This window comes from Solimonas flava DSM 18980 (assembly GCF_000426685.1).
GTDB lineage: Bacteria > Pseudomonadota > Gammaproteobacteria > Nevskiales > Nevskiaceae > Solimonas > Solimonas flava.
In genome coordinates, this window is record NZ_AUFV01000003.1 from 338,032 (window position 1) to 356,008 (window position 17,977).

The following is a 17,977-nucleotide window of genomic DNA, read 5'->3' on the forward strand; positions in this document are numbered from 1 at the left end:
TGAACGCAGTGTCGGAACCGCCACGACGGCGGCCGATGCAGGCCGCAAGGAGTTCCGCCATTTCATCGACGGCGCGTTCGTCGGCAGCGCGAGCGGCCGGCGTTTCGAGAAGCGCCGTCCCATCGACAATGCGCTGCTCGGTCATGTCCACGAGGGCGGCCGCGACGAGATCGATGCCGCGGTGGCGGCGGCCAGGGCCGCCATGGAAGGTCCCTGGGGGCGCATGACGGTCGAGGAGCGCTCGGCGCTGCTGTACAAGGTCGCCGACGAGATCACGCGCCGCTTCGGCGACTTCGTCGCCGCCGAGATGGCCGACACCGGGCAGCCGAAGAGCATGATGGAGCACGCCTTCATCCCGCGCGGCGCGGCAAACTTCAAGATCTTCGCCGACGTTGTCAAGAACGTTGCCACCGAGGCGTTCCAGACGCCGACGCCGGATGGTGCCGGGGCTCTCAATTACGCGATCCGCGTGCCGAAAGGCGTGATCGGCGTGATCTGCCCGTGGAATGCGCCGCTTCTGCTGATGACCTGGAAGGTGGCGCCGGCGCTGGCCTGCGGCAATGCCGTGATCGTCAAGCCGTCCGAGGAAACGCCGGGAACGGCCACGCTGCTGGGCGAGGTGATGAACGCGGTTGGCGTGCCGAAGGGCGTCTACAACGTCGTCCACGGCCTCGGTCCGAACTCGGCCGGCGAGTTCCTGACGAGCCACCCGGGGGTCGATGCCGTGACGTTCACGGGCGAGACGCGTACCGGCGCCGCCATCATGAAAGCCGGTGCGGACCAGATCCGTGACGTGTCCTTCGAGCTTGGCGGCAAGAACGCGGGTCTCATCTTCGCCGACTGCGACTTCGATGCCGCGATCGACAGCGCCGTCCGCTCGGTGTTTCTCAACTGCGGTCAGGTCTGCCTCGGCACCGAACGTCTTTACGTCGAACGCCCCATCTTCGACAAGTTCGTCGCGGCCCTGAAGGTGCGCGCGGAAGCGCTCAAGCCCGGCAATCCGGAGCACAAGGACACGACGCTCGGGCCGCTGATCAGCCAGGAGCATCGCGCCAAGGTGCTCTCGTACTACGAGAAGGCCAAGGCCGAAGGCGCGACGCTCGTCACCGGCGGCGGCGTGCCGCAGCTCGACGGCGCGCTGGCCGCCGGATCCTGGGTGCAGCCGACCATCTGGACGGGGCTTGCCGAGTCGGCGTCCGTGGTCCGCGAGGAAATCTTCGGGCCGTGCTGCCACATCGCGCCGTTCGATGACGAAGCGGAAGTGATCCGCCTGGCCAACGACACGCGTTACGGCCTGTCGACCACCATCTGGACGCGCGACCTTGCCCGCGCGCACCGCGTCGCTTCGAAGATCGAGGTCGGCATCGCCTGGGTGAACTCGTGGTTCCTGCGCGACCTGCGCACCGCGTTCGGCGGCTCGAAGCAGTCCGGCATCGGCCGCGAAGGCGGCGTTCACTCCCTGGAGTTCTACACCGAGCTCCGCAACGTCTGCATCAAGCTCTGAGATCCGCCCGTCATGTCATTGAGTCGCGAATCGATCCAGCGCCACGGCGATGCTCTCTACCATGCGCTCGTCACGCGCACGACCATCGCCCCGCTGGTTTCCCGTGAACCCGACCTCACCGTCGAGGATGCTTACCGCATCCAGGAGCGGATGCTGTCGCACCGCCTCGAGCGTGGCGAGAAGATCGTCGGCAAGAAAATCGGCGTCACCAGCCGCGCCGTCCAGGAGCTCATCGGCGTCAAGCAGCCGGACTTCGGTCAGCTGACGTCCGGCATGGCCTACGAAGAAGGCCAGGACGTGCCCTTGGGCGATCTGATCCAGCCGCGTGCCGAAGCCGAAGTGGCCTTCGTGCTGAAGAGCGACCTGAACGGTCCGGGCGTGACCGCCACCGATGTGTTGCGCGCCACGGACTACGTCGTGCCGTGCTTCGAGATCGTCGATTCCCGCATCACGGATTGGAAGATCAAGATCCAGGACACCGTTGCCGACAACGCGTCGTGCGGCGTCTATCTGCTCGGCAAGCGCAGGATCAGTCCGAACAAGGTGGACCTGAATCTGGCCGGCATGGTGCTGGAGCGCAACGGCGAGCTGTTCAGCACCGCCGCCGGCGCCGCCGTGCAGGGTGGCCCGGTCAACGCCGTCGTCTGGCTGGCCAACACGCTGGGCGCACTCGGCATTCCGTTCCGGGCGGGCGAGGTCATCCTCTCGGGCTCGCAGTCGACTCTGGTGCCCTGCGTTGCCGGAGACAGCCTCCGGTGCACCGTCGGCGGCATCGGCGCGTGCGAAATCCACTTCACCGGAGCGCGCGCGTGAACCTGTCCCCGCAGATCATCGGCGAACTGGCCGATCGCGTTCTCCACGCTCAGGACCACGCGCACACCATCACCAAGCTGACGGACGAGCATCCGTCGATGACCATCGAGGACTCGTACGCGGTCCAGGACGAGCTGCGCCGCCGCTGGATCGCCCGCGGCGACCGCGTCATCGGGATGAAGGCCGGTCTGACGTCCAAGGCCAAGATGCAGCAGATGGGCGTTCACGTGCCCAGCTTCGGCATCCTGACCAACGCCATGGCCCGGCCGGAGAACGGCGCCATCCAGATCCGCGAACTGGTGCATCCGCGCGTCGAGGCCGAGATCGCTTTCGTCCTCAAGAAGCCGCTGTCCGGCCCGGGCTGCTCCATCGAGCAGGTGCTGGACGCCACGGACTTCGTCATCCCGGCCGTCGAAGTGATCGACTCGCGCTACGAGAAGTTCAAGTTCGATCTGATCAGCGTGATCGCCGACAACGGCTCGTCGTCGCGCTATGTCACCGGCGGGCGCCCGCGCGATCCGCGCGAGCTCGACCTGCGCACGATCGGCGTCGTGATCGAGAAGAACGGCGAGATCCAGGCGGTGGGCGCCAGCGCCGCTGTCCTGAATCACCCGGCGAATGCCATCCTGATGCTGCTCGAGCATCTGCACGCGCGCGGCGAATCGCTGCCGGCGGGCAGCTTCGTCATGACCGGTGGCATCACCGAGGCCATCCCGGTCGCGGCCGGCGACAGCATCGTTGCCCGCTTCCAGGACATGGGCAGCGTGTCCTTCCGGTTCGCCTGACCGCCTTGCCGCCGCCATGGCTTTCGCAAACCTCTGCCCTGCCGATCAGCCGCGCCCGCCGGCGCGCGCGGCCATGAAGGTGCGAAACGCGATCCGGCAGCGGCTCATCGCCCACCCCGTATTTGGATAAGAACCCACGAGATAGGCATGCCAATCATCGAATTTCATCTGCTGGAAGGCCGGACGGTCGACCAGAAGCGTCGCCTCTGCGACGCCGTCACCAAAACGGTCGTCGACGTGCTGGGCGTCCGGCGCGAACAGGTCCGCATCCTGATCCACAACCTGCCGCCGGAGAACTTCTCCGTTGCCGGCATCACGGCGCTGGACCAGGCCGCCGGCAGCGGCGCGGCGAAAGCTGTTACGGAGGCGCCGGCCAACGGCGCCACCAATGGAAAAGGAGTGTCGGCATGAAGAAGATCAAATGCGCCATCATCGGTTCGGGCAACATCGGCACCGACCTGATCTACAAGCTCAAGCGCAGTGAGCTGCTGGAACCGGTCTGGATGGTGGGCATCGACCCCGCTTCGGAGGGCCTGGCTCGCGCCAAGGGCCTCGGCCTCAAGATCACCGACCTGGGCGTCGACGGCCTGGTGCCGCACGTCGTCGCCGACGAAGTGCAGATTGCCTTCGACGCGACTTCCGCCTACGTCCATGCCGAGAACTCGCGCAAGCTCACCGAGCTCGGTGTGCTGATGGTCGATCTGACGCCGGCCGCGATCGGCCCGCTGTGCGTCCCGCCCGTGAACCTGAAAGGTCTGCGCGAGAAGAAGGTCCAGAACGTCAACATGATCTCGTGTGCCGGCCAGGCGACGATTCCGATCGTCAATGCCGTCTGCCGCGTCCAGTCGGTCGATTACGCCGAGATCGTCGCCAGCCTGTCGTCGAAGTCGATCGGCCCGGGAACCCGCGCCAATCTCGACGAGTTCACGTACACGACGTCGAACGCCATCTGCGTGGTCGGTGGCTCGCGTCGCGGCAAGGCACTGGCGATCATCAACCCGGCCGATCCGCCGATGATCATGCGCAACACGATCTACTGCCTCACGGATGCGGCGCCGGATCAGCAGAAGATCACTGCCTCGATCCTCGAAATGATCGGCGAAGTGCAGCGCTACGTGCCGGGTTACCGGCTCGTCAACGGGCCGGTTTACGACGGCCACAAGGTTTCGGTCTACATGGAAGTCGCCGGCCTTGGCGACTATCTCCCGCGCTACGCGGGCAATCTCGACATCATGACGGCCGCCGCGACGCGCACTGCCGAAATGTTCGCCGAGGAATTCCTGGCTGGCCGCGTTCAGCCTCAGCTTTCGGAGGTTGCGTAATGTTGGAGCCGATCGATCTCAAGGGCCGCAAGATTCTCGTGCATGACATGTCGCTGCGCGACGGCATGCACGCCAAGCGCGAGCAGATTTCCACCGAGCAGATGGTTCGCGTCGCCACGCGACTCGACGATGCCGGCGTGCCGCTGATCCAGGTCTCGCACGGCGGCGGCCTCGGCGGCAATTCGCTGCAGCACGGCTTCGCCCTGCACAGCAACGAGGAGTACTGGGACGCCGTCGTGCCGAAGATGAAGCGCACGAAGGTCTCGGCCCTGCTGATCCCGGGGCTCGGCACGATGAAAGAACTGCAGAGCGCCTACGATCACGGCGTGCGCAGTGTCCACGTGGCGACCCACTGCACGGAAGCCGACACGTCGCCCCAGCACATCGCCTACGCGCGCAAGTTGGGCATGGATACCACCGGCTTCCTGATGATGGCCCATCTGAACAGTCCTGAAGGACTGGCGCAGCAGGCCAGGATGATGGAGTCGTACGGGGCCCAGACCGTCTACATCACCGACTCGGCCGGCTACCTGCTGCCGGCGGACGTGAAGGCGCGCGTCCGGGCGCTGCGCGACAGCCTGAAGCCGGAGACCGAAATCGGCTTCCACGGCCACCACAACCTCGGCATGGGCATCGCGAACTCGATCGCCGCCATCGAGGAGGGCGCCACCCGGATCGACGCATCGGTCGGCGGCCTCGGCGCCGGCGCGGGCAACACGCCGCTGGAAGTCTTCGTGGCGGTCTGCGAGCGCATGGGCATCGAGACGGGCTGCGATCTCTTCAAGCTGATGGACCTCACGGAAGACGTGATCTTCCCGATGATGGAGCACATCGTCCGTGTCGACCGTGCGTCGCTGACGCTGGGCTTCGCCGGCGTGTACTCGACCTTCCTGCTGCATGCCAACCGCGCAGCCGCCAAGTACGGCGTGCCCGCGCGCGACATCCTCGTCGAGCTCGGTCGCAAGAAGATGATCGGCGGCCAGGAAGACATGATCGAGGACACCGCGATGACGATGGCCAAGGAACGCGGCCTGCTCAGCGAAGCTTCGCAGCGCCACGCCGCATAAGCAGCATTCACGTCAGCCGATCGTCGACGGACGCGCGAGTTTTGCCGTCCGCCGACGATACGACGTGTTCCCCCAACGATCGCGCCGTCGCGCGACGTCAAAACACGATGAGGAGAGAGTCAATGAAAACCCCAACGATGCTGCAGGTCCTGCGCACGTTCATATTGAGCGTGACGGCACTGCTGATGGTGAGTGCCACGCAGGTTGCCCTGGCCCAGGAAGCGACGCCGAATGTCGATGCCGGTGTCGATCGCCTGATCTTTCTTGGCACTGCCGGCGGGCCGATGGCGCGCGTCAAGCGCGGCCAACCGGCGACCCTGCTCGTCGTCGACGGCAAGTCCTATCTGATCGATGCCGGTGCCGGCACCGTCGACAAGATCGCCAAGGCCGGGATTGACCCGCAGACCGTGCGCGATATCTTCATCACGCACCATCATCTCGATCACACCGCTGGCCTGGAGCCGCTGATCTCGCTCGACTGGATCGGCCGCAATCTGCGTACGCGGCAATCGACGCCGCACATCAACATCTACGGTCCGCCGGGCACGGAGAGCCTGCTGTCCTATTCGCTGCAGTATCTGAGCATTTCCGAACGCATTTTCCAGTCGATGGGCAGCGATCAGATGGCGCCGTCTGATTCGATCTTCTTCGCGCGCAATGTCGCGGCTGGCAAACCATTCTTCGATGACGGCAAGGTAACGGTGCTCGCGGTCGAGAACACGCACTATCACTTCAAGCCGGAAGAGGCCGCGTACAAGGCCGGCGACAAGTCGTATTCGTATCGTTTCGAGACGCCGTCCGGCTCCATCGTCTTCACCGGCGACACCGGGCCGTCGCCGGCGGTGACGGAGCTTGCCAAGGGCGCCGACGTGCTGGTCAGCGAGGTCATCAGCCTCGATCAGACGCGCGTGTTGTGGAAGAAGAATTTCAATGTCGCGATGCCGGACGATGTGGCCTACCACATGGCGCAGGAACATCTGACGCCGGAGGAAGTCGGCAAGATGGCGCAGCAGGCCGGCGTGAAGATGGTGATCCTCAATCACCTGGTTCCGGCACTCGATTCCTATGACGGCACCGCGGCGTACTCGGAAGGCGTGAAGAAGTTCTATTCGGGTCCGGTAGTCGTGTCCAAGGACCTCTGGGAATACAACCTCTACAAGGACGGTAAGCGCTGATTCGTGCGCAGGTGCGTGCGATGCCGCTGTGCGGCGTTGCACGCACCTGCGATCCGCACGAATTCGTGAATCGGCAACCGTCGCTGCAGCGCGGTAGGCCGAAACGTTCGTCGCATCCGCGGCGCGTATCGACTCAATTGCGCGGGCCCTTCGTCAAGAGGCCCCAGCGCTGGGAGGAGAAAGAAATGAACGCAATACATTCGGCGTCGACGAAGGCGCAGCGAATGCTCGTAGCCGTGTATGGTCTCTGTGTCGTAGCACTCGGGGGCGCGTGGCAGCCCGCCATCGCTGCCGATTCGGACAGCACCAGCGTGCGTCGGCTGCCGCCCGGCACCGGCGACGGTGCGCGCTACGGTGAGTACTATTTCCTGCGCTTCAACGAGCCTGCGCCGGCCGCGGGTGCCGGCAGAGACGATCTGTTCGCACCCCTCAAGCGCATCGCGCTCGGGGATTCCACGGACGGCGCCTACCTGTCGTTCAGCGGCCTCGAGCGCTTTCAGTTCAACAGCTACAGCCACGAAACGCTGGCGTCGACGAACTACGACGACCAACGCTTCTATCAGTTTCGCCACATCTACGGCGCCGATCTGCACTTGAGCGATTCGCTGCGCTTCTTCGGCGAACTCGGCAGCGGCCAGGTCGACAAGACCCACGCGGGGCCGCAGCCGGGCCGGCAGGTCAACGACCTCGTCGCACAGCAGTATTTCGTCGAATCCTCCGCGCAAGTCGGCGACGGCCGCGTCACCGCACGCGTCGGCCGGCAGGGCATGTGGCTCGGCAACGGCCTGCTGGTGTCGACTCAGCCGAACGCGAACATTCCCTGGTCGTTCGATGGTGCCGACGTCAGCTACCGCGATGCATCGATGCAGATCGAAGCCTTCCGGGTCGAAGCGGCAGGCACCGGCACCGGCGGCATCGACGACGACCGCTCGATGCCGGAGCGCCGGATGTGGGGCGTCTACAGCAGCTTCGCATTGCCGCATGCGGCGCAGGTCGGGGCGCACCTCAATGTCGATGCGTTCTACCTCGGTACGCGATGGGAAAACATGAAGTACGGCGGCGTGGCCGGCACCGACCGCCGCAGCCACTTCGGTGTACGGCTGTGGGGTGGCGCCGGGCAGGCGATCATGGACTGGACTGCGGTGATGCAGCGCGGACGCTTTGCCGGCAAGACCGTTTCGGCGTACGCGCTGTATTCGGTGAGCGGCTATGCATTCCCGCAGGTCCGGTGGAAGCCCACGCTGCTGATCCACGCGGACCTGATCTCCGGCGGCGAGTCGGCGTCCAAGATCGGCACCTACAATCCGCTCTATTCCGGGCAGCTGTACTACACCGCGACCGGTTATCTGGCCGGCAGCAATCTGATCGACGCAGGGCCGGGCATTTCGCTCAAGCTCAGTCCACGCTTTACGCTCAACGCTTACAACCGCTGGTATTGGAAGAAGGACAAGGCCGACTACGTCTACGGCCGTGGATTCGTGCCGCTGGCGACGACCGCGAACACATCGTCGTCGTACATGGGCATGCAGCCGGACGTGGATTTTTCCTGGGAAATCCAGAAGCATCTTTATCTGACCACCTACCTGTCGTACTTCGACTCGGGCTCGGCGCTCAAGCAGAGCGGCGGCAAGGACATCGCGGCCACCTATGTCGATCTCAGCTTCCTGTTCTAGCGCGGCAGATTCGAGTCGCGGCTGGTGCCCGGCGCGCGCCATGAACGTGCTGCTCGAGCATGCGCATGCGAAGCTGCAGTCATTCAGTGCCGTCGCGTGATTTCTTACGTTCACCGCGCGACTGACCTTTCCTGAAACAGGGCCAGCAGCGCGGCGAGAGAAGGGCAACGAGAGATCGATGGCAACTCTTGCAGGAATATGCTCAGTTCGGGTTGCCTACTGACATGAATGGCCTCGTTCTGAAAAGGGATTTTTATACCAGTGAACTGATCCGATCGCTGGGGAACGGATGCCCATGCTGTCGAACAGATCGTCTTCACACGGCGCATCGCTCAGATATTCGTCCTGTCGGGATCGGCGCGACTGTTCATTGAGAATGCCGGGGGCAATCTGGAACTGCATTCAGACATCCGGTCCTCGTATGCCCATAACCGAATATTGGTGAGCACGACGCACTCCGTAGCACATACATTCCGATGGTCGCTGAGCTACGTGCGGAAGGATCGACCGGTGCGGGTCGACCGGGAGACGCTGGCGCTGGGCTATGCCGGCGTCCTGTGGGTATTGCGCTCGGGGGCGCGCTGGAGCGATCTGCCGGCAGGTTACGGTGCGTACAAGAGTGTCCACAAGTGCTTCACGCGGTGGGCAGCCAAGGGTGTTTGGGAACACATCTTTCAGACGCTGACGCGCGATCGGGACAACGAGTACCTGATGATCGACAACAGCATCGTCCGGGCGCATGCACAGGCAGCGACCGGCTCGCCGCTATGCCGCTTTGGATCGCTTGAATGTCGATTCGGCCTAGGGTAGCTGCGCGAGCTCCGGCAGCGGCTCTGTCGCCAGCTTCTTCGCTTCCCGGGTGCTGATGCCGAGCCCTCTGAGGAGCAGCTCGGCGGCGTCGGAGCCGGCCTCGCGCCAGGTCTTGATTCCTTCCTGAACCAGAAGGAAGGCACTGATGGTCGTGCCGGTCGTCATGCCCACGACGATCGGCAGTTGCGCCGGTTCGATCTTGTAGCGACCGGTCTGCTGACCTTGCATCGCATCCAGCATCGGCGGGCCTTCCCAGATCTTTCGCAGCGCTTCGCTCGTGAAGCCGAAGTGCAGGATGAACTTCCCCCAATGCGGCTCCTCGTGAGCGCGCCGGATGTATAGGCGGACGCCGATCGCCAGGCGTCGTGCCGGATCGTCGATGCCGGCGTAGCTGAGCGCGATGCGCTCGTCCATTTCGTCGGCCAGCTGCGCCGCCACGGTTTCGAAGAGGCGTTCCGTGGAGCCGAGGTGGCTGTACACCGTGCCGCGCGCCATGCCCGCGGCGGCAGCCAGATCCTTGATCGTGATGCTCGCCGAGCCCGTTTCGGCAAACAGGCGCAAGGCGGTCTGATGGATGCGCTTCTGCGCAGCCGTCATGGCTTTCATGAATCTCTCGGCGATCGGCGACTGAACCGTATTGTCCGGCCGGCGCGGCGTCCGCACCAGATCCGATGTCGCCGCGTGAAACGGCGGGCGGCCTGGGGCTTGACCACAATGAACACGCGTGTTCAAATAAAAACACCAAAGTTCAACTTGGGCAGAAGAGATGGCCGTTCGAGCCACGCAGCAGGAGGAGCAGCGTTGTCGCGCGGCGCCGCAGCAGCGGCGCGGCGCTGGCTTGCGCGTCGGCCTGCCCGGCGCGGACCGCCGTTCCATCGGTTTCCCTCCCGTCGGCGCGCGGCCCTGACAGGCATCCGCCGGCAGCACTTCATGGAACCTCACATGGCAAGCGGCGACATTCGCGGACTGCAATCGCAGACGCTCACCTTCGGCAAGCGGAGCATCTACTTCAGCGAGATCGGACAGGGTCATCCGGTGCTCATGCTGCACGGTGGCGGCCCCGGCGCTTCCGGCATGTCGAACTATTCGCGGAACGTGGAGGCGCTGGCGCGGGACTTCCGCGTCATCGTTCCGGACATGCAGGGCTACGGGCGCTCCAGCAAAGGCGTCAATCGTCAGGATCCGTTCGGCGATCTGGCCGAGGTGATGCTCGGCTTCATGGACGCGCTGGGGATTCCGGCGGCGCACGTCGTCGGCAACTCGCTGGGCGGCGCGTGCGGCCTGCGCATGGCGCTCGACCAGCCCGCGCGCGTTTCCTCGCTGGTCCTGATGGGGCCCGGCGGCGTCGGCACGACGCGCGGCTTGCCGACCCGGGGCCTGAGCCTGCTGCTCGACTACTACAACGGCACCGGCCCCAGCCTCGACAAGCTGCGCACCTTCATTCGCGAGTATCTGGTGTTCGACGGCAGCCAGATCAGCGAGGCGATGATCAAGGCGCGCTACGAAGCCAGCATCGATCCGGAAGTGATGGCCGCGCCGCCGCTGCGGCGGCCGCCGGGCCTCGGTGCCGCCCTGCGCATGGACTTCACGCGCGATCGGCGGCTGCAAAGATGCAAGACGCCGACTCTGGTCCTGTGGGGCACCGAGGACAAGGTCAACCGTCCGCGCGGCGGTGCGGCGCTGCAGAAGGCGATGCCGAACTGCGACCTGTACCTGTACGCCAATACCGGCCACTGGGTGCAGTGGGAGCGCGCCGACGAATTCAACGCCAGCGTGGCGGCCTTCATGCGCCGGCACACGCCGAAGGCATAGCGGAGCCACGGTCATGGACAGCAGCGCTGCGCACGGCGTGTTCGGACAGGTCAGCATGGGGTATGTCGTCGTCGAGTCGGAGCGGCTCGGCGACTGGCGACGCTTCCTCAAACAGGGCCTCGGTCTGCATCTCGAATCGGAAAGCCCGTCGGAGCTCGCGTTCCGCATCGATGCGCATTGCCGTCGCTTCGTGGTGAAGCGCGGGCCTGCCGAAGACGTGGTCGCCGTCGGCTGGCAGGTGCATCGCGAAGGCACGCTGGCGGAGATTCTGAGCCGGCTGCAGGCGCGTGGCATCGCCGTCGAGGACGGTGACGAGGCGCTCGCCGCGACGCGCGGCGTGCGCGCGCTCAAGCGGCTGAAGGGGCCCAAAGGCCTGACGCTGGAGCTGTTCACCGACGCGCTGACCAGCGATGCGCCGCTGCGGATGCTGAGCCGCGGTTTCGTCACCGGCGACGGCGGCATGGGCCACATTGCGCTGACCACCCGCTTGCCGACCAAGGTGTGCCGCTTCTGGCAGGAGATTTTCGACGCACGCCTCAGCGACCGCATCTCGCAGCCGATGTCGGGGACGATGCTCGACGTGAGCTTCCTGCGGCTCAACGAACGACATCACTCGGTGGCGGTCGCCGCCACGCGCGGTCTGCGCGTCGATCCGATCCGCACGCAGATCCAGCACGTGAACATGCAGGTGGCCGACCGCGCCGATCTGAGCGCGGCGTATGCACGCTGCCGCGATCTCGGCTACGAGATCGCGCACGAGATCGGCCAGCATCCGAACGACCTCGAACTCTCGTTCTACGTCACGACGCCGTCCGGCTTCGAGATCGAACTGGGCTGGGACGCGCTGTGCGTCGACGAAGCGGCATGGACGCCGGCCTGGTACGACGCCATCAGCCTCTGGGGGCACCGGCCGCAGAAGGTGTCGCCGCTGCGCCAGCTGCTTCTGAACCTGGGCAATGCCGGACGCGGCCTGCGTCACGCGTTCCGGCCCGAATACTCGCCGATCCCATGAGCATGCAGAACCTGCCAGAAACCGGCGGCGAGGCCGCCGACGTCGTCATCTCCGGCCTGGGCCCGACCGGCCTGGTCCTGGCCCACATGCTGGGCATGCGCGGACACAAGGTGGTGGTGCTCGAACGCGAGCCGGTGTTCTACGGCAATGCGCGCGCCGTCTATACCGACGACGAATGCATGCGCATCTTCCAGTCCGCCGACGTCGCCGAGGCAGTGCAGGCGCGGATGATGATGGAGACGCCGGTGCAGTTCGTGCGCCCGGACGGGCGCGTCATGGGTCGGTACTGCCCGCTGCAGCGGCCCTACGGCTGGCCGGTCGTCAATTTCTTCTACCAGCCGTATCTGGAGACGACGCTGACCGAGACGCTGGCGCGCTATCCGAACGTGCAGGTCCGCCGCGGCCGCGAGCTTAGCGACTTCGTGCAGAACGCCGACGGCGTGCTCGTCACGCATCAGGCTGCGCGCAGTTTCCGCTTCACTGACGCCAGCGACGCCACGCGGCAGAACAGCGGCGAGGCCGATCCGCGCACCCTCCGGGCGCGCTATCTGATCGGCGCCGACGGCGGGCGCAGCCGGGTACGCGAGCAGCTCGGCATCAAGATGAGCGGCAAGAATTTTCCGGAGCCCTGGCTGGTCGTCGACCTGCGCCTCAAGGACGGCGAGGAAGCGTTGCGCCACGTGCCGTACTTCAACTTCGTCGTGGACCCGAAGATGCCGGTCGTGAGCTGCGTGCAGCCCGATCGCTTCCATCGCTTCGAGTTCATGCTGATGCCGGGCCAGAGCCGCGAGGACATGGAGCGGCCGGAGACGGTGCGGGCGCTGCTGTCCCGCTTCGTCGATCCGGACAAGTTCGAGATCAAGCGCAAGCTGGTCTACACCTTCAATGCCCTGATCGTGGAGCGCTGGCGCGAAGGCCGCGTCCTGCTGGCCGGCGATGCCGCCCACATGACGCCGCAGTTCATGGGACAGGGCGCCAGCTCCGGCGTGCGTGACGCCCACAACCTCGGCTGGAAGCTGGATCTCGTGCTGCGCGGCCAGGCGGGCGACGCCTTGCTCGACAGCTACGGCCGCGAGCGGCACGGCCACGCCAAGGCCATGATCGACATCTCGGTACTGATGAAAGATCTCGTGTCGATGACCAGTCCGGCCGGCACGGCCTTGCGCGATGCCGCGATGGCGATCGTCCGTTCGGTGCCGTTCCTGAGGAACTGGATGCAGCGGGGCGCGTTCAAGCCCAAGCCGGTCTATGCCCAAGGTGCGTATCTCGGCCTGCCGCGCGCGCGCCGCGGCGGTCCGGAAGGGGCCCTGATCCCGCAGCCGGTCGTGCGCCTGTTCGACGGCCAGCGGCGCCTGCTCGATGAACTGCTCGGCAAGGACTTCGCGCTCGTCGGCTTCAATGTCGATCCGCGCAAGACGCTGTCGCCGGCGTCGATCGAGATGCTGGACAGCCTGCGCACCCGCTACGTCGCCCTGTTTCCCTATGCAGCGCGCCCGCAGGGCTTCCACGGCGTTGCCCGCAGCGCGCCGCCGGGCCTGACCGAAGCCGAGGACATCGGCGGCGAAATGGTGAGCTGGTTCCGCAAGGCCGGCTTCAAGTCGGAGGCGGTCGCGGTGATCCGCCCGGACAAGTTCGCGTTCGCCGTCGTATCCACGGCCCGGCTGGACGCCGCCATCGCCGAGCTGAAGCAGCAGCTGCACTGGCAGGCGGCGCCTCTCGATCTCGCCCGCGCCGCCTGAATGAAAGTGAAGAACAAATCCGCGAAACCCGCGCTGCCCGCGCGGGGCTCCACGATCACCCGCGCCGCCGCGGCGCTGCGCGAGGCCAGGGCCACGCGCATGCCGATCGCGCGGATCTCCGAGACCTTCGGGATTCGAACGCTCGACGACGCCTATGCCGTGGCGGCGCTCAACACCAGCCTGCGCGTGGCCCGGGGCGGCCGCATCGTCGGCCGGAAAGTCGGCCTGACCTCGGCTGCGGTGCAGCGCCAGCTCGGCGTCGACCAGCCGGACTTCGGCGTGCTGTTCGCCGACATGGAGTTTCTCGATGGCGACGAGGTGCCGATGGCGCGCCTGATCCAGCCCAAGGCCGAGGCGGAGGTGGCCTTCGTCGCCGGCCGCGATCTGTGCGGCGGCGTGCCGTCGTATTCGGAATTTCTCGCCGCGCTGGCCTATGCCTTGCCGGCGCTGGAGATCGTCGACAGCGCCATCGCCGGCTGGACGCTGACGCTCGCCGACACGGTGGCGGACAACGCGTCCTGCGGTCTGTACGTTCTCGGCAACCAGCCGGTCGCCATCGGTCAGCTGCGTTCGAGCGAGCTGGGCCTGCAGCTGGACCGCAACGGCCGTACCGAAGCGATCGGCAGCGGCTCGGCCTGCCTCGGTCATCCGCTGCGCGCCGCCTACTGGCTGGCGCGGACCCTGGCCGCGCGTGGCGAAGGGCTGCGTGCCGGCGACGTGATCCTCTCCGGCGCGCTCGGCCCGATGGTGCCGGCCGTCGCCGGCGATCTATTGCAGGCGACGATCGGCGCTCTGGGCACGGTCAGTTGCCGCATGGCCAGCGAACCGTAAGGCGGGTACGAGATGAGCGACAAGATCAAGGCCGCGATCATCGGATCCGGCAACATCGGCAGTGATCTCATGATCAAGATCCTGCGGCACGGCCGGCGCATCGCCATGGGCGCGATGGTCGGCATCGACGCCCAGTCCGACGGGCTGGCCCGTGCCGCCCGGCTCGGCATCGCGACCACGCACGAGGGCGTCGAGGGGCTGGCCCGGCTGCCCGGCTTCGAGGACATCGGCATCGTCTTCGACGCCACGTCGGCCGGCGCCCACGTCGGCAACGATGCGTTCCTGCGCCGGCTGCGTCCGGATATCCGCATCATCGATCTGACGCCGGCCGCGATCGGCCCGTACTGCGTGCCGGTGGTCAATCTCGACGAGAACCTCGCGCAGGGCAACGTCAACATGGTGACCTGCGGCGGGCAGGCGACCATCCCCATCGTCGCCGCCGTCGCGCGGGTCGCCAAAGTGCACTACGCCGAGATCGTGGCGTCCATCAGCAGCCGCTCGGCCGGCCCGGGCACGCGCGCCAACATCGACGAGTTCACCGAAACGACGGCGAAGGCGCTCGAAGCGGTCGGCGGTGCCGGCATGGGACGCGCCATCATCATCCTCAACCCGGCCGAGCCGCCGCAGCTCATGCGCGACACGGTGTACGTGTTCTCCGAGGCGGCGGACCGCGAGGCGGTGCGCGCCTCGGTGGAGGCCATGGTCGGCGAGGTGCGCCGCTACGTGCCCGGCTACCGCCTCAAACAGGAGCTGCAGTTCGACCTGATTCCGGCCGACGCGCCGATCCTCATTCCGGAACTCGGCGGGCGCTACGCCGGGCTCAAGACCTCGGTGTTCCTCGAAGTCGAGGGCGCCGCGCATTACCTGCCGGCCTACGCCGGGAACCTCGACATCATGACCTCGGCGGCGCTGGCCACGGCCGAGCGCATCGCCGAAGCGCTGCAGTCCGTCCCCGGGGCGGTGACGCCATGACCTTCAAGCCGGACCGCAAGCTTCATCTTGCGGACGTCACGCTGCGCGACGGCAGCCATGCCGTTCGCCACCAGTATTCGATCCGCAACGTCCAGGACATCGCCCGCGCGCTGGACGCGGCGCGCGTCGAAAGCATCGAGGTGGCGCACGGCGACGGCCTCAAGGGCTCCAGTTTCAACTACGGTTTCGGCGCCCATACCGATCCGGAGTGGATCGCCGCCGTCGCCGAAGTCGTCACGCACGCCAAGATCGCCACGCTCCTGCTGCCCGGCATCGGCACCCTCCACGACCTGCGCGCCGCCTACGACGCCGGCGCGCGGATCGTGCGCGTCGCCACGCATTGCACCGAGGCCGACATTTCGAAGCAGCACATCGAGCATGCCCGCCAACTCGGCATGGACACCGTGGGCTTCCTGATGATGAGCCACATGAGCACGCCCGAGGCGCTGGCCCAGCAAGGCAAGCTCATGGAGCGCTACGGTGCGCAGTGCATCTATGTGGTCGATTCCGGCGGCGCCATGAGCATGGACGACGTCCGTGCCCGCTTTCGCGCACTCAAGGCGGTGCTCGATCCGCAAACGCAGACCGGCATCCATGCCCACCACAACCTGAGCCTGGGCGTGGCCAACTCGATCGTCGCCGTCGAGGAAGGCTGCGATCGCGTCGACGCCAGTCTGGCCGGCCAGGGCGCCGGCGCCGGCAACGCGCCGCTGGAGGTGTTCGTCGCTGCCATCGACCGCATGGGCTGGGCGCACGGCAGCGATCTCTACGCATTGATGGACGCCGCCGACGAAATCGTGCGGCCGCTGCAGGATCGGCCGGTGCGAGTCGATCGGGAGACGCTGGCGCTGGGCTATGCCGGCGTCTACTCCAGCTTTCTGCGCCACTCGGAAGCCGCCGCGCAGAAGTACGGGCTCCGGGCCGTCGACATTCTCGTCGAGCTCGGCAAGCGGCGCATGATCGGCGGTCAGGAAGACATGATCGTCGACGTGGCGCTCGATCTTCTGAAGCGCAAGCGGCCGGACCAGGAAGCGTCCGCCGCAGACGCCTGAGGCCGGCGCCGGCTACGCCCCGGGCCGCGGCGGCCGGTCGCCGACCGGTCCTAGTGGCGCAGCAGCGCCTCGATCTCGCTCGCGGCGAGCACCTTGCCGGTCGACACCACCTTGCCGTCGATCACCAGCGCCGGTGTCGACATCACGCCGTGCGCGGCGATCTGCGCCACGTCGGTGACCTTGACGATCTCGGCGTCCTGGCCGAGATGATCGAGCGCCGCGCGCGTGTTGTCGGCGAGGGCGACGCACTTGCGGCAGCCGGAACCGAGAATCTTGACCTGCATGGGAGTCTCCTGGATCGAGCGCCGAGCGTTCAGGTGAGCAGCGGCGCGAAGCTGTTGAACAGATAGCCGATGATGATGATGCCGAGCAGCACGATGCCGACGAACAGGCTCAGCAGCGGCGTCCGGATGACCTTCTTCAGCATGATCAGCGACGGCAGCGACAGCGCCGTCACCGACATCATGAACGCCAGCGCGGTGCCGAGGCCGACGCCCTTGGCGACCAGCGCCTCGGCGATCGGCAGCGTGCCGAAGATGTCGGCGTAGATCGGTACCGCGATCAGCGTCGCCAGCGGCACCGACCACCAGTGTTCCTCGCCGAGCAGCGCGCCGATGAGGCTGGCCGGAATCCAGTTGTGGATCGCGGCGCCGACGCCGACGCCGATCAGCACGTAGATCCAGACCCGGCCGAAGATCTCGGCGACCTGCCCGGCCGCGTACTTCAGGCGGTCCGCCGTGTGCAGCTGTTCCTGCGGCAGGTCGAGCACCGGGCTGTGCAGCACGAAGGGCTCGATGTAGCGCTCCATGCGCGCGTATCCGATCAGCGTGCCGCCGATCACCGCGAGCACGATGCCGATCAGCACGTAGGCGATCGCGATCGTCCAGTTGAACACGCTGGCGAGCAGGATCAGCGAGGCCATGTCGACCAGCGGCGACGAAATCAGGAACGAGAAGGTCACCGCCAGCGGCAGGCCGGAGCTGGTGAAGCCGATGAACAGCGGAATTGACGAGCACGAGCAGAACGGCGTGAGCGTGCCCAGCAGCGCGCCGCTCAGATTGGCCTTGAAGCCCTGCATGCCGCCGAGCAGGCGCCGCGTGCGCTCCGGCGGAAAGTAGCTCTGCACCCAGGAAATGCCGAAGACCAGCACCGACAGCAGGATGAAGATCTTGATGACGTCGTAGATGAAGAAATGCAGGCTGGCGCCGACGCGCGTCGCCATGTCCAGGCCGAAGACCCGTTCGACGAGCACGCGGACCAGATCACTCAGCCACTGCATGCGCAGCAGCTGATCGTTCAGCCATTCCAGCAATCCCACGATTCCTCGCTCCGCCGGGTCGACGGCCGCCGCCCCGGCCGGGCGGCCGCGGGGGCGGGATCGGCAGAGGCGGTACGCGGGACGCGGCCCGT

General features: G+C 66.4%; 18 protein-coding genes and 1 pseudogene. 15 read left to right on the plus strand and 4 right to left on the minus strand.

Annotated features, from left to right (window positions below; all coding sequences use genetic code 11):
* Positions 1 to 64: 64 nt before the first annotated feature.
* The 8 genes from K343_RS0106605 (at position 65) to K343_RS0106640 (ending at position 8,339) form a co-directional block, all read left to right on the plus strand.
* Positions 65 to 1,504 (plus strand): 2-hydroxymuconic semialdehyde dehydrogenase, encoded by a 1,440-nt coding sequence (locus tag K343_RS0106605; RefSeq protein WP_028007376.1) that lies wholly within the window; start codon positions 65 to 67, stop codon positions 1,502 to 1,504.
* An 18-nt stretch (positions 1,505 to 1,522) separates the two neighbouring features.
* Positions 1,523 to 2,317, plus strand: a complete 795-nt coding sequence (gene dmpE, locus K343_RS0106610; RefSeq protein WP_028007377.1) for a 2-oxopent-4-enoate hydratase — start codon at positions 1,523 to 1,525, stop codon at positions 2,315 to 2,317.
* Positions 2,314 to 3,102: a 2-oxo-3-hexenedioate decarboxylase gene (gene dmpH / locus K343_RS0106615; RefSeq protein ID WP_028007378.1), complete on the plus strand. Its 789-nt coding sequence runs from the start codon at positions 2,314 to 2,316 to the stop codon at positions 3,100 to 3,102. The genes dmpE and dmpH overlap by 4 nt, the downstream gene beginning before the upstream one ends.
* A 147-nt stretch (positions 3,103 to 3,249) precedes the next feature.
* Positions 3,250 to 3,513: a tautomerase family protein gene (locus K343_RS0106620; protein WP_028007379.1), complete on the plus strand. Its 264-nt coding sequence runs from the start codon at positions 3,250 to 3,252 to the stop codon at positions 3,511 to 3,513.
* On the plus strand, positions 3,510 to 4,424 hold the full coding sequence (locus K343_RS0106625) for an acetaldehyde dehydrogenase (acetylating) (protein WP_028007380.1): 915 nt from the start codon (positions 3,510 to 3,512) through the stop codon (positions 4,422 to 4,424). Before K343_RS0106620 ends, K343_RS0106625 begins: the two co-directional genes overlap by 4 nt.
* Positions 4,424 to 5,491, plus strand: a complete 1,068-nt coding sequence (gene dmpG / locus K343_RS0106630; RefSeq protein ID WP_028007381.1) for a 4-hydroxy-2-oxovalerate aldolase — start codon at positions 4,424 to 4,426, stop codon at positions 5,489 to 5,491. Before K343_RS0106625 ends, dmpG (K343_RS0106630) begins: the two co-directional genes overlap by 1 nt.
* A 122-nt stretch (positions 5,492 to 5,613) precedes the next feature.
* Complete coding sequence (locus K343_RS21240) at positions 5,614 to 6,666, plus strand: MBL fold metallo-hydrolase (protein ID WP_161628862.1); 1,053 nt, start codon at positions 5,614 to 5,616, stop codon at positions 6,664 to 6,666.
* Positions 6,667 to 6,851: 185 nt separating this feature from the next.
* Positions 6,852 to 8,339 (plus strand): alginate export family protein, encoded by a 1,488-nt coding sequence (locus K343_RS0106640; protein WP_161628863.1) that lies wholly within the window; start codon positions 6,852 to 6,854, stop codon positions 8,337 to 8,339.
* Positions 8,340 to 8,555: 216 nt separating this feature from the next.
* On the opposite strand, the gene K343_RS24380 is transcribed toward K343_RS0106640, so the two are convergent.
* On the minus strand, positions 8,556 to 8,741 hold the full coding sequence (locus tag K343_RS24380; protein ID WP_154662462.1) for a hypothetical protein: 186 nt from the start codon (positions 8,739 to 8,741) through the stop codon (positions 8,556 to 8,558).
* A gap of 147 nt (positions 8,742 to 8,888) precedes the next feature.
* On the opposite strand from K343_RS24380, the pseudogene K343_RS24755 reads away from it, so the two are divergent.
* Positions 8,889 to 9,098 (plus strand): annotated as a pseudogene (locus K343_RS24755) (transposase); the annotation flags it as partial.
* Positions 9,099 to 9,140: 42 nt separating this feature from the next.
* On the opposite strand, the gene K343_RS0106645 reads toward K343_RS24755, so the two are convergent.
* Positions 9,141 to 9,755: a TetR/AcrR family transcriptional regulator gene (locus tag K343_RS0106645; RefSeq protein ID WP_028007383.1), complete on the minus strand. Its 615-nt coding sequence runs from the start codon at positions 9,753 to 9,755 to the stop codon at positions 9,141 to 9,143.
* Between the two features lie 336 nt (positions 9,756 to 10,091).
* Between K343_RS0106645 and K343_RS0106650 the strand changes: the two genes are divergently transcribed.
* The 6 genes from K343_RS0106650 (at position 10,092) to dmpG (K343_RS0106675) (ending at position 16,567) form a co-directional block, all read left to right on the plus strand.
* Positions 10,092 to 10,961: an alpha/beta fold hydrolase gene (locus K343_RS0106650; protein WP_028007384.1), complete on the plus strand. Its 870-nt coding sequence runs from the start codon at positions 10,092 to 10,094 to the stop codon at positions 10,959 to 10,961.
* Positions 10,962 to 10,974: 13 nt separating this feature from the next.
* Positions 10,975 to 11,973, plus strand: a complete 999-nt coding sequence (locus K343_RS0106655; protein ID WP_028007385.1) for a VOC family protein — start codon at positions 10,975 to 10,977, stop codon at positions 11,971 to 11,973.
* Complete coding sequence (mhpA, locus tag K343_RS21245; RefSeq protein ID WP_051278011.1) at positions 11,970 to 13,712, plus strand: bifunctional 3-(3-hydroxy-phenyl)propionate/3-hydroxycinnamic acid hydroxylase MhpA; 1,743 nt, start codon at positions 11,970 to 11,972, stop codon at positions 13,710 to 13,712. The genes K343_RS0106655 and mhpA overlap by 4 nt, the downstream gene beginning before the upstream one ends.
* Before the next feature lie 99 nt (positions 13,713 to 13,811).
* Entirely contained in the window at positions 13,812 to 14,543 is a 732-nt protein-coding gene (locus tag K343_RS0106665; protein ID WP_366514393.1) for a 2-keto-4-pentenoate hydratase, read from the plus strand.
* 12 nt (positions 14,544 to 14,555) lie between these two features.
* Positions 14,556 to 15,515, plus strand: a complete 960-nt coding sequence (locus K343_RS0106670; protein ID WP_028007387.1) for an acetaldehyde dehydrogenase (acetylating) — start codon at positions 14,556 to 14,558, stop codon at positions 15,513 to 15,515.
* The gene (gene dmpG / locus K343_RS0106675) at positions 15,512 to 16,567 is read left to right on the plus strand and encodes a 4-hydroxy-2-oxovalerate aldolase (RefSeq protein ID WP_028007388.1); all 1,056 of its coding nucleotides are present in this window, start codon (positions 15,512 to 15,514) and stop codon (positions 16,565 to 16,567) included. The genes K343_RS0106670 and dmpG (K343_RS0106675) overlap by 4 nt, the downstream gene beginning before the upstream one ends.
* Positions 16,568 to 16,617: 50 nt before the next feature.
* Here the strand turns inward: dmpG (K343_RS0106675) and K343_RS0106680 are convergent, their stop codons facing one another.
* Together K343_RS0106680 and K343_RS0106685 are read right to left on the minus strand one after the other, a co-directional pair.
* A complete protein-coding gene (locus tag K343_RS0106680; protein WP_028007389.1) occupies positions 16,618 to 16,851 on the minus strand; it encodes a thioredoxin family protein in 234 nt (77 codons plus the stop codon).
* A gap of 29 nt (positions 16,852 to 16,880) precedes the next feature.
* Positions 16,881 to 17,885 (minus strand): permease, encoded by a 1,005-nt coding sequence (locus tag K343_RS0106685; protein WP_028007390.1) that lies wholly within the window; start codon positions 17,883 to 17,885, stop codon positions 16,881 to 16,883.
* Positions 17,886 to 17,977 lie beyond the last annotated feature (92 nt).

Excerpts from the sequence above, each read along its gene's own strand:
- K343_RS0106620 (WP_028007379.1), top strand. The coding sequence starts at position 3,250 with ATGCCAATCATCGAATTTCATCTGCTGGAAGGCCGGACGGTCGACCAG.
- K343_RS0106625 (WP_028007380.1), top strand. The coding sequence starts at position 3,510 with ATGAAGAAGATCAAATGCGCCATCATCGGTTCGGGCAACATCGGCACC.
- dmpG (WP_028007381.1), top strand. The coding sequence starts at position 4,424 with ATGTTGGAGCCGATCGATCTCAAGGGCCGCAAGATTCTCGTGCATGAC.
- K343_RS21240 (WP_161628862.1), top strand. The coding sequence starts at position 5,614 with ATGAAAACCCCAACGATGCTGCAGGTCCTGCGCACGTTCATATTGAGC.
- K343_RS0106640 (WP_161628863.1), top strand. The coding sequence starts at position 6,852 with ATGAACGCAATACATTCGGCGTCGACGAAGGCGCAGCGAATGCTCGTA.
- K343_RS24380 (WP_154662462.1), bottom strand. The coding sequence starts at position 8,741 with ATGCAGTTCCAGATTGCCCCCGGCATTCTCAATGAACAGTCGCGCCGA.
- K343_RS0106645 (WP_028007383.1), bottom strand. The coding sequence starts at position 9,755 with ATGAAAGCCATGACGGCTGCGCAGAAGCGCATCCATCAGACCGCCTTG.
- K343_RS0106650 (WP_028007384.1), top strand. The coding sequence starts at position 10,092 with ATGGCAAGCGGCGACATTCGCGGACTGCAATCGCAGACGCTCACCTTC.
- K343_RS0106655 (WP_028007385.1), top strand. The coding sequence starts at position 10,975 with ATGGACAGCAGCGCTGCGCACGGCGTGTTCGGACAGGTCAGCATGGGG.
- mhpA (WP_051278011.1), top strand. The coding sequence starts at position 11,970 with ATGAGCATGCAGAACCTGCCAGAAACCGGCGGCGAGGCCGCCGACGTC.
- K343_RS0106665 (WP_366514393.1), top strand. The coding sequence starts at position 13,812 with ATGCCGATCGCGCGGATCTCCGAGACCTTCGGGATTCGAACGCTCGAC.
- K343_RS0106670 (WP_028007387.1), top strand. The coding sequence starts at position 14,556 with ATGAGCGACAAGATCAAGGCCGCGATCATCGGATCCGGCAACATCGGC.
- dmpG (WP_028007388.1), top strand. The coding sequence starts at position 15,512 with ATGACCTTCAAGCCGGACCGCAAGCTTCATCTTGCGGACGTCACGCTG.
- K343_RS0106680 (WP_028007389.1), bottom strand. The coding sequence starts at position 16,851 with ATGCAGGTCAAGATTCTCGGTTCCGGCTGCCGCAAGTGCGTCGCCCTC.